We start from the raw sequence: 15,325 nt of genomic DNA on the forward strand, positions 1-15,325 counted from the left end.
GAAAGCCGCGGGGACCGGCCGGCCGCCGGTCCCCGCGGCTCCCGCATCTTCCCCCGGTTGGTCCGCGGGTTCTCTCGTTTCCTCTTGAGGAGGTTGGGTCATGCGACGGCCCTCAATTCGTGCTGCCCTGGTGGCCGCGTTGACGGTGGTGATCTCGTTACCCGTCGGGGTGACGACGGCCTCGGCGGCCGTCGTCTCCGCGGAACACGGCCCGCCCGGCGCCCCTCCCGTGCAGAAGCAACGGTCCAGCAAGGTCAGGGCCATGGACGCGAGCGGGGCGAAGGAGGCCAGGGAGCTGGTCGCCGCGTCCCGGGCGCGCAACGACGCCGCCGCCGACCGGGCCGCCAAGGAGCGCGAGGCCGCCCGGTGGCCGGGCGCGGGCGAGGCCGACGTGCCGATCGGCGGCGGGCAGACCGTCAGCGTGGGCGGGCTCCCGGTGGGCCTGGACAGCGCCCCCACTGACAGCGCCCCCACTGACAGCGCCGCCACTGACAGCGCCGCCCCCGGCAGCGCCCCCACTGACAGCGCCGCCCCCGGCAGCGCCGCCCCCGCTCCGGACGCGCAGGCCGCGGGTGCGCGGACGGCCCGGGTGCGGGTGCTCGACCGCGCCGCCGCCGAGGCCGCCGGTGTGGACGGCGTGCTGCTGACCGCGGAGGCGCAGGCCCCGGGCACCGCGACGCTGCGCGTCGGCTACGCCGCCTTCGCCTCCGCGTACGGCGGCGGGTGGAGCGGCCGGCTGCGCCTGGTGCGGCTGCCCGCCTGCGCCGCCACCACCCCGGAGCGGGAGGAGTGCCGCACCCGGACCCCGCTCGACACCGGCAACTCGGCCACGGCGCAGACCCTCTCGGCGCAGGTCGCGTTCGACGCGGCCCCGGCCGTGCTGGCCGTGACCGCCGACGCCCCCGGTGAGGGCGGCGAGGCGGCCGACGGCAGCGGCAACTACGCCGCCACCCCGCTCTCCGCGTCGTCCACCTGGCAGGCGGGCGGCAACTCCGGCTCCTTCTCCTGGTCCTATCCGATCGCCCCGGTGGAGCCTGCGGCGGGTCCGGCGCCCGCGCTCGACCTGTCGTACGACTCGGGCAGCGTGGACGGGCGCACCTCGACCAGCAACAACCAGGGCACCTCGCTCGGGGAGGGCTTCGAGACCGCGGCGACCTCCTACATCGACCGTCAGTTCGGCACCTGCGACGAGGACGGCCACGACAAGCAGTACGACCTGTGCTGGAAGTACGACAACGCCTCGCTCGTGCTCAACGGCAAGTCCACCGAGCTGGTCAAGGACGACACCAGCGGCAAGTGGCGGCTGAAGAACGACGACGCCTCCACGGTCATCCACTCCACGGGCGCCGACAACGGCGACGACGACGGCGAATACTGGACCGTCATCACCGGCGACGGCACCAGGTACGTCTTCGGCCTCAACAAGCTGAGCGGCGCGGGCAGCCAGCGGACCAACTCGGTCTTCACCGTCCCGGTGTACGGCGACGACTCCGGCGAGCCCGGCTACAGCAAGGGCGGCTCCTTCGCCGACCGCTGGGTCACCCAGGCATGGCGGTGGAACCTCGACTACGTCGAGGACACCCACGGCAACGCCATGACGTACTGGTACACGGCGGAGACCAACTACTACCGGAAGAACAAGTCGAACACCGCGACCACCTCCTACGTCCGCGGCGGCTACCTCGACAAGATCCTCTACGGGCAGCGGTCCGACACGCTGTTCACGGTGGACGCGCCCTACAAGGTGGCCTTCTCCTACGCCGAGCGCTGCACGGCGTCCGACTGCGGCAGCCTCACCAAGGACACCGCCGAGAACTGGCCGGACGTCCCCTTCGACGCCATCTGCAAGAAGGACGCCGACAAGGACGACTGCCACGCCGAGAGCCCGGCCTTCTTCAGCCGCAAGCGCCTGGTGAAGATCGAGACGAGCGTCCTGTCCGGCACCGCGTACAAGCCGGTCGACTCGTGGGCGTTCACCCAGAAGTACCTGGACGGCGGCGACATCGGCAGCTCCGTCGACCAGACGCTGTCGCTGATGTCGATCGTCCGGACCGGCTCCACCGCCGACACGCCGCTGACGCTGGACCCCGTCTCGTTCACCTACACCATGCGGCCCAACCGGGTCGACGGCGGCACCCAGCCGGGCGGCGGCAACATCCTGCCGCTGACCAGGCCGCGCATCGAGACGATCACCTCGGAGACCGGCGCGATCACCACGGTCAGCTACAACGAGCCCGAGTGCGTGCGCGGCTCGAAGATGCCGAAGGCCGAGGACGACAACTCCCTGTCGTGCTATCCGCAGTTCTGGCACATCAACGGCGCCACCGAGGCCTCCATCGACTGGTTCAACAAATACCGCGTGCTCGCGGTGAACATCGCCGACCCGGCCGGGCACAACCCGCTCGTCGAGTACGCCTACGAATACTCCACCCCCGGCTGGCGCTACAACGACAGCCCGTTCACCCCGAGCGACGAGCGCACCTGGTCGCTGTGGCGCGGCTACCAGAAGGTCACGACGTACGTCGGCGACGCCGACGGCACCCGCACCAAGATGGTGTCGGTCTACCTGCAGGGCATGAACGGCGACCGGCTGCTGAAGTCGGCCAGCCCGCGGACGGTCGACCCCGACAAGCGGCGCTCCGCCACCGTGCCGGGCCTCGACGTCGCCGGACTCGACGTGCCCGACATCACCGACTCCGAGCAGTACGCCGGATTCACCCGTGAGGAGATCAGCTACGACGGGTCCACTCCGGTCGACGTGACGGTCAACGACCCCTGGTCGGCGAAGACCGCCACCCAGCACAAGTCGTACGCCGACACCGAGGCCTACTACGTGCGCACGGGCAAGACCTCCGAGCACACCTACCTGACCATCCCCAAGACCTGGCGCACCGTCACCACCTCCACGACGTACGACTCGTACGGCATGGCGGTCACGCAGGACAGCACGGGCGACATCGCCAAGAGCGGCGACGAGACCTGCACCCGCACCTGGTATGCCCGCGACGACGCCAAGGGCCTGAACTCGCTCGTCTCCCGCACCCGGGTGGTCGGCCGCGCCTGCTCGGTGAAGGAGGCCGACCTGTCGCTGCCCGCCGACTCCGCCACCAGCGGCGACGTGCTGTCCGACACGGCCACCGTGTATGACGACACCGCCGCGACCGGGTGGTCGGCGAGCCAGAAGCCGGTGAAGGGCGACGCCACCTGGACGGGCCGGGCCACCGGCTATCCGTCGGCCGTCACCGGCGACGACCGCCCGCCGACCGGCTGGCAGCGCACCGAGTCGACGACCTACGACACGCTGGGCAGGCCGCTGACCGTGACCGACGCGGGCGGCAACGCCACCACCACGGCGTACACGCCGGCCGGCGCCGGGGTCCTCACCAAGACGGTGGAGACCAACGCCAAGCAGCAGAAGGTGACGACGTTCCTCGACGGCACGCGCGGCCTTCCGGTGCGCACCTACGACCCCAACAACGGCAAGACCGAGCAGACCTACGACGCCCTCGGGCGGCTGACCGGCGTGTGGCTGCCCGACCGCAGCAAGGACGGCGGGCAGACCCCCACCTACGCCTTCTCCTACGTCTACCAGCGGGGCAAGGCGCCCGCCATCGGCACCTCGGTCGTCAAGTCGTCCACCACGGCGAGCTGGTCGTACGAGATCTTCGACTCGCTGTTGCGGCCGATGCAGACGCAGAGGCCGACGCCGAACGGCGGACGGCTGCTGACCGACACCCGTTATGACTCGCGTGGCCTCGCCTACGAGACCTACGCCGACATCTTCGACTCGAAGCAGACGCCGAACGCCACCTACACCCGGGAGGAGTACGGCGAGGCGCCCAAGCAGACGAACCTCGTCTTCGACGGCGCAGAACGGCAGATCCGCAGCACGTTCCTGTCGTACGGCGTGGAGAAGTGGACGACCACCACGACCTACACCGGCGACTCCACCGCCGCGAGCACGGTGACCGGCGGCTCGGCGGTCCGCACCATCGCCGACGCCCTCGGCCGCACGGTGGAACGGCGCGAGTACAACTCGCCCTCCCCCGCCGACACCCAGTTCGGCGGGATGGCATCCAGCGGGTACACCTCCACGTCCTTCACCTACCGGCCCGACGGCAAGGAGCTGACCGTCACCGCCCCCGACGGCGCGAAGTGGTCCTACACCTACGACCTGTTCGGGCGGCAGACCGGCATCAGCGACCCCGACAAGGGCGCGAGCACCCTCCGCTACACCCCGCTCGACCAGATCGACACGGTGACCGGTGCGAACGGCACGGTCCTGCTGTACGGCTACGACGAGCTCGGCCGTAAGACCGGGCTGTGGTCGGGGTCGCGGACCGACGCGAACAAGCTGGCCGCCTGGACCTACGACACCGTGGCCAAGGGCCAGCTCGCCTCGTCCACCAGCTACGACGGCGGCGTCTCCGGCAAGGCGTACACGAAGAAGATCCTCGCGTACGACGGCCAGTATCGGGCCACAAGCACCGAGATCGACATCGACCCGAACGACCCGATGGTGCTGTCCGGAGCGGCGAAGACCCGCTACGTCTTCGGCAGCGACTACAACCTCGACGGCACGCTGAAGAGCTCCACCGAGCCCGCGGCGGGCGGCCTGGCCGAGGAGCGGATCAGCCTGAGCTACACCCCGACCGGACAGGTCAACGGGCTGACCGGCACCACCGACTATCTGCAGAAGGCCGACTACAACGCGCTCGGCCAGCCCCTGCAGTTCACCCTCGGCCTGTCCGGGGCCTCGCAGGCCAAGAAGACGTTCCTCAACAACACCTACGAGGAGGGCACCGACCGGCTGACGCGGTCCTTCGTCACCACCCAGTCCACACCGGTCAAGCCGCAGGACCTGACCTACCACTACGACGACGCGGGCAACGTCACCGAGATCGCCGACACCCCCACGCAGGACGGCGCCGGGCAGAGCGACATCCAGTGCTTCGCCTACGACGGGCAGCGGCGGCTGACCGAGGCGTGGACGCCGGCCACCGACGACTGCACCAGCAAGACGCTGGGCGGCGCCGCGCCGTACCGGACCGCCTACACCTACAACACCTCGGGCCTGCGGGCGACGGAGACGCGCTACAACGGCTCCACCGCGACCACCTCGGCGTACTGCTACGGCGACACCGCCAAGCGGCACGCCCTGACCGCGGTCGTGACCGGCTCCTGCACGGGTGCGACCGCCACCTACTCCTACGACAAGTCCGGCAACACCACCGGCCGCAACGGCCAGGTGCTGACCTGGGACGCACAGGGCCGCATCGCGACCCTGACCCAGGGCACGCAGAAGACGGCCTACCTGTACGACGCCGACGGGGCGCTGCTGATCCGCCGCGCGGTGGGCGACGGGGAGAGCGTGCTCTACCTGGGCGCCACCGAGATCCACTCGAAGAAGACCGGCGGCACCGTCACGACCTGGGCCAGCCGCTTCTACGCCGCCGACACGCAGGTGATCGCGGTGCGGACGACGGAGGCCGGGAAGAACGCGGTCTCCTTCCTCGCCGGCGACCAGCACGGCACGTCCTCGCTGGCGGTCGACGCGGCCGGGCAGGCGATCAGCAAGCGGTTCACGACGCCGTTCGGCGCGCCGCGCGGGGACACGGTCGGCGGCGCGTGGCCCGACGACAAGGGGTTCCTCGGCAAGCCCGCCGACGCCGCCACCGGGCTCACCTACGTCGGGGCCCGCATGTACGACCCGGTCGTCGGCAGGTTCCTGAGCGTCGACCCGGTGCTGTCCACCGACCAGGCCCAGTCGCTCAACGGCTACTCGTACGGGAACAACAACCCCGCCACGTTCAGCGACCCGACGGGCGAGGAGATCGGCTCGCGGCCCAACTCGTGCCAGTACGACCTCAAGTACTGCGACAAGGAGACGCAGAAGAGCGTCGGGTACAACCCGAAGACGGGCAAGGTCGACCCCGCCAAGGGCGCCGCGTACCGCAAGAAGAAGCAGTCCGGGAAGAAGAGCTACCCGACGCCGAGCCCGTCCCCGGGCCCGTCGCCCAAGCCGCCGGCCGGGGGCTGCCACTGCAAGCCGGTCAAGCACGACAACGGCGTCAACCTGCTGAAGGCGCTGCTCACCCACCCGTTCCACTGGAACAACAACTTCAACGGCGCGAACGCGCTGGCGGTGACGTACGAGACGTTCGCCAGCGAGGGATGCGAACGGCGGGCCCGGCAGTACGTCTGCTACGGCGGCTCCCCGGGCGGCGACCAGCCGATGACGGTCGGCGACGTGCACTTCTTCCCATATTCGAAGAAGGAGTTCGAGAGCCGGCTGCGGGACGAGAAGCAGGCGCGGGAGGACATCGCGAAGGTCGCCGGGCGGGAGGCGGCGAAGAAGTACGGGCCCGACATCGAAAGACACGAGGCCGTGCACTCCGCGCAGTGGGCGCGTTACAAGAACGCCACCGAGTTCATCGCGGCCTACGGGGCTGCCACCCTGTATTCGCGACACACCACCGGCACCCCGTACGCCACCAACAGCTTCGAAGTCGAGGCCAACCTGTGGTGGGGCGGCTACGTCAGATGGCAACCGCTGCAATGGGGTCCGGCGAACTAGAGACCACCCGAGCCCGGTGACTCCGGGACGACAGGAGGGAAGGACGACGATGACACGCAGAAGAAGGCCGGGGCCGGGGTACGCGGCCGCCGCCCTGACCGCCCTGGCCTTCTTCGCCGCGGCCTGCGACGGCACCCCCCAGCCCAAGGGCGTCCTCGCCGTCGAACGCGCCGAGGACGGCGGCGTCAGGCTGCTGCTCGCCGACTGCCCCGGCTACGCTGCCCAGGACTTCACGGTCCTGGAGGACACCCAGGGCGGCCGGACGCTCGCCTGGAGCGTGCACAACGGCGGCACCGGCGCGGCGGTGCGGGACATCCGGGCGTTCCAGGCACCGCCCGAGGGCTGGCGGCGTACCGACGACAGCCTCACCGCGCTGCGGGAGGGCGTGCCCTATGTCGCGACCGTCAACGGCTACGCGGACGGCGTGAACCTGCGGGGCAGGGTGCCGTTCACCACGGCCGACCTGTCCGGTCTCGGCGACGGGCAGGTGCTGGCCTGGGCGGGCGGCGACGAAACCGTGCGGACGGGCCGGGACGCCTTCCTGCGCACCGACCCCGACCGCTGCCGTCCGTGACCATGCCCTCGTGACTGCCGCCCGCGCCCGGCGAGACCGGGCGCGGGCGGCGTCCGTCAGCTCATGCGGAAGACCGGGCAGCGTGTGGCGAACGGCAGGAACGCGCCGGGGCGACGTCCTCCACCGGCAGATATCCCGCGTCGTAGGCGACGGCGTCGCAGAACACGACCCGGGTGCGCGGCACGTCGCGCGCGGTCGCGTACGACGCGATGGCCCCCACGGATACGTGGCACCGGCAAGGGCGGTCAGACAGGAAAGCGATCCACTCGCAGTACGGCCACCTCACCCTGCTCGGCGAGCAGGATGTAGGTCACCGAGATCCCCTTGTAGTCCCACACGTACATGTTGCCTCTGGGGCTGAGCATGCGGCCGTTGCCGGGAGTCAGCCGTAGAACCTCGTAGATCTCCAGCAGGACATCGACTTCGGGATCGGAGAGGTCATCGATCTGGGCTTCAGCGACCTCGCTGCCCACGTGGACGGCGTACACCTACAGTTGGACTCCGCGTCGGGCCAAGACCTCGGCCAGGGTGGGGCCCGACGATCGTCTTCCGGATCGGATCTGGTCGGCTTCGTCGTTCATCCGCTGCCAGTCCTGGGGATCGCGAGCGGCGCGCGTGGCGATGCGCCACCACCCGCTCAGGAAGTCATCCAGCGCGGCCAGGTCGACGACGGGTGCGTGGGTGATCGCTTCGAGCTCGGCGTCGAACGCGGCGACGTTGACGGCAGGCAGGGCCGCCCGCACGGCGGTGAAGGTCCGCTCGATCTCCTGACCGAATGCGTCGTCTCGCTGAACGGTCATGACGACGCCTCACCTCCTGCCGATCCACCGGGTGCACCCCAGCTTAGACGAGCGGGCGGGCCCTGGCGTGGCCCGCGTGCAGCGTCGATCCGGCCAGGCCGGCTGACCACACCACCGGTCGAACGCGGGGCGGCCCGGCCGGTGGGGGGAAGGCGGGGGCCGGGTCAGGCGTTGCTCGCCACGTTCTGGATCGCACGGGCGAGGCGGGCGAGATCGACGCCTTCGAGATGGTCGAGGAAGTGCCGGCGCACGCTGGCCAGGTTGCTCGGCCACACCTCTTCCAGGCGGGCGAGGCCGGCGTCGGTGAGGACGGCGTTGAACCCGCGGGCGTCGTCGTCGCACCTGACCCGTTCGACCAGGCCCTGCCGTTCCAGGACGGTGACGATGCGTGTCATGCCGCTCAGGGAGAGCTCGCAGGCGACGGCGAGCTCCCCCATCCGCATCCGCCGCCGCGGCGCCTCCGACAACCGCATCAGGGCGATCCACTCGATGAGCGGCATCCGGTGTTCCCGCACCATGTCGGCGTCGATCGCGCGGGGCAGCGCGTAGATCAGGCGAGGCAACGCCCGGATCAACGCCTCCTCCTCGGAGGTCAGCGACTGCACCGGCGGCACTGGCTGCGATGTGGTCATGGCCACATTCTACTTGCTTCACGAACGAAGTACCCCATATGTTTTCTTCGCGAAGCAATCATCTCTCGCAGAAGTGGAGATCGTCATGACCAGGATCGGGATCATCCTCGGCAGCACCCGCCCCGGACGGAACGGCGAGGCCGTCGCCCGCTGGGTGCACCAGGTCGCGGGACAGCGGGCCGACGCGGAGTTCGAGCTCGTCGACCTGCTCGATTACAAGCTCCCCCACCTCGACGAGACCCTGCCGCCGTCGCTGGGCCAGTACACCCAGCCGCACACCATGGCGTGGGCCGACAAGGTCGCCTCGTTCGACGGGTTCGTCATGGTGACGCCCGAATACAACCACTCGACATCGGGCGCGCTGAAGAACGCCATCGACTTCCTGTACAGCGAGTGGAACAACAAGGCCGTCGGTTTCGTCAGCTACGGCTCGGTCGGCGGCACCCGTGCGGTGGAGCACCTCCGCCTGATCGCCGCGGAGCTCCAGATGGCCGACGTGCGGGCTCAGGTGGCGCTGTCGCTCTTCACCGACTTCAAGGACTTCAGCGTGTTCACGCCCAACGATTTCCAGCGTGACTCGCTCACCGCGATGTTGGACCAGGTCGTGGCGTGGAGCAGGGCGCTCGCGCCGCTGCGCGCCAGCTGAGTTCGCACTGACTCGGGGATCAGGAGGAACTCATGGGAACGCTTGACGGCAAGGTGGTGCTGATCACCGGCACCGCCGGAGGTCAGGGCCGGACCGCGTCGCTGGTCTTCGCACGAGAGGGCGCGAAGATCGTCGGGTGCGACATCCAGGTCGAGGCCAACGACGAGACGGTGGAACTCGTCCGCCGTGCCGGAGGTGACATGACGGGCATCGCGCCCGTCGACCTCACCGACCCGGAACAGGCGCGGCGGCTGGTGCAGGACGCCGTGGCTGCGTACGGCGGGCTCGACATCGTCTACAACAACGCGGCCAGGCCCCGCTTCGGGCCGGTGCCGGACTTCTCGGTGGAGGACTGGCGGGCGACCATCGCCAGCGAACTCGACAATCCCTTCTTCGTGTCGAAGTTCGCGTGGCCGCATCTGGTGCGGCGGGGCGGCGGCGTCATCATCAACGTCGCCTCCATGGCCGGCATGATCGCCGGTGAGGTCCCCCCGATGGTCGCGCACAGCGCGGCGAACGCCGGAGTCATCGGCATGACCCGGCAGTTCGCGCTCGAAGGCGCGCGCCACGGGATCCGCGCGGTGGCGATCAGCCCGGGGCCGATCCTCACCCCGGCCAGCGACCGCGATCTCGGCAACAACAAGGCGGCCAGGGACGCGATCACGCGCAAGACGCTCCTCAAGCGTTTCGGCCGGCCTGAGGAGATCGTCGAGCTGGCGGCCTTCCTCGCCTCCGACCGGGCGGCGTACATCACGGGCGCCAACTACGCGGTCGACGGCGGCGCGACCGCCTGGTAACGCCACTCGATCCCCCTGACGTCCGCGCGCCGGGCGTCAGGGGGATCAGCCGCGCATGAAGGTCCACTCACTTTCCAGGCGCGCTGAGCGCGCCGGTGGAACGCCCGGCGAGCGCCTCGCGTCCGTGCGCCTCGTCCCAGTCGGCCTGATGCGGCTCGACCGCGATCCGCACCGGCCCGTCGCCCGGGTGAGCGGGCCCGGCGGTGAGCCGCAACGCGGCGAAGTCGGTGGTCTCGCGGAACGCGGGGATCCGGTAGAGGTCGCGGGCGTACGCCCAGAGGTGGGGGTAGGAGGTCAGCGGACGCCTGGTGATCCGGGCGAGCGGATTGTGCAGCAGGTCGTATCTGACCAGGAACACCCACAGCTGCACGTCGGACTCGGTGAGGCGCTCCCCGAACAGGTATCGCCGTCCGGCCAGGCGGGCGTCGTAGCGGTCCAGCGCCGCGGCCACCGCGGCGCGCCGCCGCTCGTACTCCTCCTGGGTGGCCGCTCCGGCGACCTGCCGTACGCCCTGGGCGAGGTCGCGCGCGATCTCCTCGTCCAGGGACTCGATCTCGTCGCGCAGGTCCGGGGGGTAGAGGTCCGTGGTGGCCCATTCGGCGAACGCGGTGCCGAGGTCGAAGGGGATCCGCGCGAAGTCGTTGCTGACGATCCGGCTCGTCCGCCGGTCCCACAGCACCGGCACCGAGATGTGGCCGGGATATCCGGGCTCGGTGGCGTCGTACGCCTCGCTGAGGAGCGTGAAGCCGTTGACCGGGTCGGGCCCGCGACGTTCGCGGAAGGCCCAGCCGCGGCCGTCCCGGTCGTCGTCCACGTAGGACACCGACACGACGTCACGCAGCCCGGCGAGGTCGCGCACGATGACGGCGCGCTGCGCCCACGGACAGGTGAAGGAGGCGTAGAGGTGATAGCGGCCGGGCTCGGCGGGGTGGCCGCTGGAGCCGTCGGCGGTGATCCTGCCCTGGAAGGGATACAGAGGTCCCGGACGGTCGGTCCTGCCCGGCCCGTACGGGCCGTAGGCGGCGACGTCCGCGGGACTGGCGTACGCGGGCGCCTGGGTGGTCATGAAGTCTCCTTGCGGTCGGCCGATGGTTGTCGAAGGGTCAGGTCGGCTCGACGAGACGACCGTGCGGCTGCCCCAGTGCCGACCCCAATGCCGACCCCAGTGCCGCGGTCACCTGCGGGACGACGCGCTCCGTCCAGTCGGCGAGGACCCGGTCGAGGTCGGGGATCTCGGCCTCCAGCAGGGCCAGGCCGGGAGTGGGCACGAGCGCGCCCAGCTCGACCAGCACGGGACGCAGGTGCAGCTCGACGGCCAGGGCGTGCCGGGGGGATCCCATGACCAGCAGCGGCAGGGCCACCGTCCCGGTCAGCGCGCCGCCGGGCAGGCGGTCGAGGAACGCCTTGAGCAGGCCGGTGTAGGTGGCCTTGTAGGTGGGGCTCGCCACCAGGAGCACCTGCGCTCCGGCGACCAGTTCCAGCGCCACCTCGACGGTCGGCGAGGGCCCGGGGGCGAACAGGTGCGGCCCGATCGCGGACAGGTCCACGACCTCGGGGGCCGTCTCGTGCCCGATCCGGCGTCCCACCGCCTCGGCCGCCGCCACGGCCGCGAGGTGGGTCCGGGAACCACCGCGCGGATTGCCGACCAGCACCACGAGAGAACTCACGAGACCATCCCCTCGTGCCGTTCGGCGTGTCCTGAGTCCGCGTCGGAATGCGTACGAATGGTCAACAGACGGTCCTCCAGATCGGGACGGGTGTTCGTGCGAAGCGGGGTCACGCGTGGGCGATGAACCGGCCGAAGCGGCCCTGGTGGTAGAGCAAGGGACGCCCCGGCCCGCGCACCTCGGCCTCGGTGACCAGCCCCACGACGAGGACGTGGTCGCCCACGCCGACCCGCTCGTACGGCAGGCAGATCAGATGCGCGGACACGTCTTCGAGCAGCGGCGCCCCGAGCGGGCCGGGCCGCCATCGGGTGGGCTCGGCGAACCGGTCGATTCCCTTGCGGGCGAACCGGGCGGCGAGATCGGCCTGGTCGCTGGCCAGGACGTTGACGGCGAAGTGGTCCGCCTCGCGCAACGACGGCCAGGTGGTGGACGACTGGTCGACATAAAAGGAGACGAGGGGCGGGTCAAGGCTGACCGAGGAGAACGAGGTCGCGGTCAACCCCACCGGCACTCCCCCACTCTGCGCGGTGATCACGACGACTCCCGCCGCGTGCACCGCGAGGGCACGTCTGTAGCCGTCGGCGTCCAGCGCACGCTTGTAGTCGTCGGCGTCGAGGCCGGGGCCGAGCAGAGTCTCCGTCATGGCAAACCTCCGGAAAGTCGCGGCTGCTCACAAGGTCGATCCCGCCCGCCGCGGGCACCGCGGCGCGCGGGATCAGGGATTCGGATGGAGGCGGGACCGTACGTGACGTGGTCGCGTACGGCTCGCGAAGGGGGCGGCCGACGCTCTCGGCCGGCCCCTCATCGACTCGAAGACGACGGAAGATTCACGATCAACGACACTGCGCGCTGGCGACGTGGCCGAAGTCCACGCTCGAACGCCGGGTCAGACGAACGCCCTGGCTCATACCACCGAACGTACGATCATCGGACCGAAAAGTCAATATTTCCTACTCGCTTTACCGGAAAATCCTCGACCAGGGCCCCATCCGGCCAAGCCGGGAGCATTCTGCTCATGGCATGCCGAACCGGCCGGCGGGGGTCAGCTCACGACGACGGGGTGGCGCACCACGGCGTCGAAGCCGTAGCCGAGGAGGTTGTACGCCGCGTGGTCGGGCTGCACCGCGCCGCTCTCGTCGGCGGCCCGGACGAGCAGCCGGAGGTTTCCCGTCTCCCGCGGGGTCCAGGGGAAGGTCCAGCGGACCCAGCCGCGCGGGTGGCGGTCGTCGCGCAGGCGGGCCGGCCGCCACGACACGCCCTCGTCGTCGCTGACCTCGACCCGGACGACGCGCCCGCCACCCGACCACGAACGGCCGCGCAGCAGATGCTCGCGCCCCGCCTCCAGGCGGGCCGGCCAGGGCAGTTCGAAGGCGCTCTTCACCCCCACCCCGGTCAGCGGCGGGCCGCCGCCGGGCGGGTGACCGGGGCCGTGCATGCGGTAGAGCCGCGTGCTCCACGGCGACTCCAGCGGCGCCGCCGACACCTCGATGTCACCCAGCCACTTGATCGAGGCGATGCCCACCCAGCCCGGCACCACCAGCCGGGCCGGATGGCCGTGGTCGGGCGGCAGCGGCTTCCCGTTCATCTCGTAGGCCACGAGCACGTCGTCCAGCGCCTTGGCCACGGGAAGCGGGCGGCGCACCCTGCCCAGGTTCTCCCCCGCCTCGACGTAGTCGGCGTCGAGCCCGCGGGGCATCAGCGCGACGGCCCTGTCGCTCATCCCCGCCCTCTCCAGGAGCGTCGCGAGCCGCACGCCCCGCCAGCGCGCCACCCCGACCGCGCCCAGCCGCCAGGCGGTGCCCGACACCTCCTGGTTCTGCTGTTCGCCGTACAGGCGGCGGCCGTTGCCCGCGCACTCGATGAACGCGGTCACGGTCTCGGCAGGCATGCCGAGGAGGTCCCGGTAGGTGAACGCGACGGGCCCGCCGCGCAGGGCGTCGCCCCACAACGTGAGCCGCCAGGTGGCCGCGTCGATCAGCGGCGTCGCGGTGTGGTTGCGGACGAAGAAGAGGTCGTCCGGCGTCAGGTAGTCGTCGCCGCGCAGCGCCTCCCAGCGGGTCTCCGCGTTGGTGCCGCGTACAGCGAACAGGCGGGGCGGCAGGGGCTTGCGGATGCCGGGCGGGGGTGCCGCCTCCGGCGCCGTACGCCGGGTCTCAAGGCCGTCCTTCATGGAAGTCATGCGCCTCCTCACCTGCCGCTGGTCAGCCGGCCGGCCTCCGCAGGGCGACGGCCGGCACGGGAATGGGCGGGAAAGGGTTGTCGGGCAGCAGGATCACGCGGCGCGGCCGGTCCGCCTGTCCCGCCGCGTCCAGGTGCAGCAGAGCCGCCCCTATCCCCGCCGCCCCGGTCAGGTAGCCGGTGTCGGCCGACACCTCGCCGGGGCGCTGCCGCCGGTACGCCTGATACCAGCGGTATCCCCTGTCGTCGTAGCCGGTCGCCCGGCCGATCAGGTGGTCGGCGAGCCTGCGGGCGAACTCCAGATGCTCCTGCTCCCCCGTCGCCGCCCATAACCCCACGTACAGCTCGATCAGCCCGGCGGTGCCGCAGCACTGGCAGGCGATGTTCCACAGCCCCGCCGTCTGCCGGAAGGGCGCGCCGGACTCCCGCACTCCCTTGGCCAGCCGCCGCACCCACTCCAGGTCGGCAGTGTCGCCGCTCACCCGATACAGCTCGTAGAACATGCGCGCGATCCCGGCGGAGCCGGAGCAGTAGCCCAGGTGGTCGGTGACGGCCGCGCTCTCCCCGGTCAGCACGGCGGCCCTCCTGACGAGGTGCGCCCCGCGGCGGGCCGCGTCGAGGAACGCCTCCTCGCCCGTCGCGCCGTACAGGCGGGCGAGGAGGAAGGCGGTGCCGGCCGTTCCGGCCAGGAAGCCGGGCGGGGCCGCCTCCGCGGACAGGGCCGGGCACGCGGCGGGCCGCTCCCGGGGCAGGGTCAGCCGCGCGATCCGCCGTCCGGCCTCGACGGCCATCTCCTCGTAGGCCGGCACGCCGAGCGCCGCCGCGGCGCGCAGCAGCCCCAGCACGACGCCGCCGTCACCGCGCAGCGTGACGTCTCCCGACCAGCCGATGCCGCCGTCGTCGAACGCGCGGGCGCTCCTGACGATCCTGTCGGCCGCCGCGACCGCCATGCTCTCGAAACGCTCCTCGCCGAGCGCCCATCCGGCCTCGGTCAGCGCGAGGACGCTACCGGCGAGGCCGTGGTGGAGCGACACGTCGGACTGCCGCCGCCAGGCCGACGCGAGGTAGCGGGCCCCGGCGCGGGCGTCCTCCAGGTAGGCGTCGTGCCCGGTCCCCGCGGCGAGTTCCAGGAAGAACAGCACGATCCCGGCCGCGCCGGAGTGGAGGGACGCGGGCTCGCCGGGCGTCGCGTGCCGGCCGTACGGGTCGGGGTTGGCCCGCCATCGCCTGCCGTCCTCGTCGTCGACGGCGGCCGTACGGATCCACCGTCCTGCCATGATGGCGGCCGTCAGCGGAGTCTCTGCACGCTCACCGGATGAGCGGATCGGGTCCGGGCCCATGCGCCTACTATCCCACAAACCTGGTAGGTAATAGCAACTATCCGATGTGCTTTCCCGTATTTCCTATTGACTTGCTGGGGATGAGCGCTTCACAGTCGAGCCGAACACCTCGCA

General features: G+C 71.0%; 12 protein-coding genes. 4 read left to right on the plus strand and 8 right to left on the minus strand.

From position 1 onward, the window contains the following. Positions 1-100: 100 nt before the first annotated feature. Together HCK04_RS24220 and HCK04_RS24225 are read left to right on the plus strand one after the other, a co-directional pair. Positions 101-6,577, plus strand: a complete 6,477-nt coding sequence (locus HCK04_RS24220; protein ID WP_142649685.1) for an RHS repeat-associated core domain-containing protein — start codon at positions 101-103, stop codon at positions 6,575-6,577. A 49-nt stretch (positions 6,578-6,626) separates the two neighbouring features. Next, the gene (locus tag HCK04_RS24225) at positions 6,627-7,151 is read left to right on the plus strand and encodes a hypothetical protein (protein WP_142649686.1); all 525 of its coding nucleotides are present in this window, start codon (positions 6,627-6,629) and stop codon (positions 7,149-7,151) included. 245 nt (positions 7,152-7,396) lie between these two features. On the opposite strand, the gene HCK04_RS24230 is transcribed toward HCK04_RS24225, so the two are convergent. The 3 genes from HCK04_RS24230 to HCK04_RS24240 form a co-directional block, all read right to left on the minus strand. Beyond that, on the minus strand, positions 7,397-7,639 hold the full coding sequence (locus HCK04_RS24230) for a hypothetical protein (RefSeq protein ID WP_142649688.1): 243 nt from the start codon (positions 7,637-7,639) through the stop codon (positions 7,397-7,399). Further along, positions 7,640-7,951, minus strand: coding sequence for a DUF6247 family protein (locus HCK04_RS24235; protein WP_142649689.1), 312 nt, complete (start codon positions 7,949-7,951; stop codon positions 7,640-7,642). It abuts the gene before it with no gap. Positions 7,952-8,115: 164 nt separating this feature from the next. Next, positions 8,116-8,583 carry a MarR family transcriptional regulator gene (locus tag HCK04_RS24240; protein ID WP_142649690.1) on the minus strand — a complete coding sequence of 156 codons (468 nt, stop codon included), beginning with the start codon at positions 8,581-8,583 and terminating at the stop codon, positions 8,116-8,118. An 85-nt stretch (positions 8,584-8,668) separates the two neighbouring features. On the opposite strand from HCK04_RS24240, the gene HCK04_RS24245 reads away from it, so the two are divergent. Continuing rightward, a complete protein-coding gene (locus HCK04_RS24245) occupies positions 8,669-9,229 on the plus strand; it encodes an NAD(P)H-dependent oxidoreductase (RefSeq protein ID WP_142649691.1) in 561 nt (186 codons plus the stop codon). A 32-nt stretch (positions 9,230-9,261) separates the two neighbouring features. Further along, positions 9,262-10,026 carry an SDR family NAD(P)-dependent oxidoreductase gene (locus HCK04_RS24250; protein ID WP_142649692.1) on the plus strand — a complete coding sequence of 255 codons (765 nt, stop codon included), beginning with the start codon at positions 9,262-9,264 and terminating at the stop codon, positions 10,024-10,026. 67 nt (positions 10,027-10,093) lie between these two features. Here HCK04_RS24250 and HCK04_RS24255 read toward each other — a convergent pair whose 3' ends face one another. The 5 genes from HCK04_RS24255 to HCK04_RS24275 all read right to left on the minus strand — a co-directional run bounded on the left by HCK04_RS24255 (position 10,094) and on the right by HCK04_RS24275 (position 15,148). Beyond that, on the minus strand, positions 10,094-11,092 hold the full coding sequence (locus tag HCK04_RS24255; RefSeq protein ID WP_142649693.1) for a glutathione S-transferase C-terminal domain-containing protein: 999 nt from the start codon (positions 11,090-11,092) through the stop codon (positions 10,094-10,096). Positions 11,093-11,129: 37 nt separating this feature from the next. Next, positions 11,130-11,693, minus strand: a complete 564-nt coding sequence (locus HCK04_RS24260) for an NAD(P)H-dependent oxidoreductase (RefSeq protein WP_142649694.1) — start codon at positions 11,691-11,693, stop codon at positions 11,130-11,132. Between the two features lie 109 nt (positions 11,694-11,802). Further along, positions 11,803-12,336 carry a flavin reductase family protein gene (locus HCK04_RS24265; RefSeq protein WP_142649695.1) on the minus strand — a complete coding sequence of 178 codons (534 nt, stop codon included), beginning with the start codon at positions 12,334-12,336 and terminating at the stop codon, positions 11,803-11,805. Positions 12,337-12,735: 399 nt separating this feature from the next. Further along, positions 12,736-13,872, minus strand: a complete 1,137-nt coding sequence (locus tag HCK04_RS24270; protein WP_142649696.1) for a sulfite oxidase — start codon at positions 13,870-13,872, stop codon at positions 12,736-12,738. A 22-nt stretch (positions 13,873-13,894) separates the two neighbouring features. Next, positions 13,895-15,148, minus strand: coding sequence for a lanthionine synthetase LanC family protein (locus tag HCK04_RS24275; RefSeq protein WP_240971760.1), 1,254 nt, complete (start codon positions 15,146-15,148; stop codon positions 13,895-13,897). Positions 15,149-15,325 lie beyond the last annotated feature (177 nt).

The organism is Microbispora sp. CL1-1 (assembly GCF_012034195.1).
Lineage (GTDB): Bacteria > Actinomycetota > Actinomycetes > Streptosporangiales > Streptosporangiaceae > Microbispora.

Bases quoted from the DNA above. Each gene is read 5' to 3' on its own strand.
- HCK04_RS24220 (WP_142649685.1), top strand. From the start codon at position 101: ATGCGACGGCCCTCAATTCGTGCTGCCCTGGTGGCCGCGTTGACGGTG.
- HCK04_RS24225 (WP_142649686.1), top strand. From the start codon at position 6,627: ATGACACGCAGAAGAAGGCCGGGGCCGGGGTACGCGGCCGCCGCCCTG.
- HCK04_RS24235 (WP_142649689.1), bottom strand. From the start codon at position 7,951: ATGACCGTTCAGCGAGACGACGCATTCGGTCAGGAGATCGAGCGGACC.
- HCK04_RS24240 (WP_142649690.1), bottom strand. From the start codon at position 8,583: ATGACCACATCGCAGCCAGTGCCGCCGGTGCAGTCGCTGACCTCCGAG.
- HCK04_RS24245 (WP_142649691.1), top strand. From the start codon at position 8,669: ATGACCAGGATCGGGATCATCCTCGGCAGCACCCGCCCCGGACGGAAC.
- HCK04_RS24250 (WP_142649692.1), top strand. From the start codon at position 9,262: ATGGGAACGCTTGACGGCAAGGTGGTGCTGATCACCGGCACCGCCGGA.
- HCK04_RS24255 (WP_142649693.1), bottom strand. From the start codon at position 11,092: ATGACCACCCAGGCGCCCGCGTACGCCAGTCCCGCGGACGTCGCCGCC.
- HCK04_RS24265 (WP_142649695.1), bottom strand. From the start codon at position 12,336: ATGACGGAGACTCTGCTCGGCCCCGGCCTCGACGCCGACGACTACAAG.
- HCK04_RS24270 (WP_142649696.1), bottom strand. From the start codon at position 13,872: ATGACTTCCATGAAGGACGGCCTTGAGACCCGGCGTACGGCGCCGGAG.
- HCK04_RS24275 (WP_240971760.1), bottom strand. From the start codon at position 15,148: ATGGCAGGACGGTGGATCCGTACGGCCGCCGTCGACGACGAGGACGGC.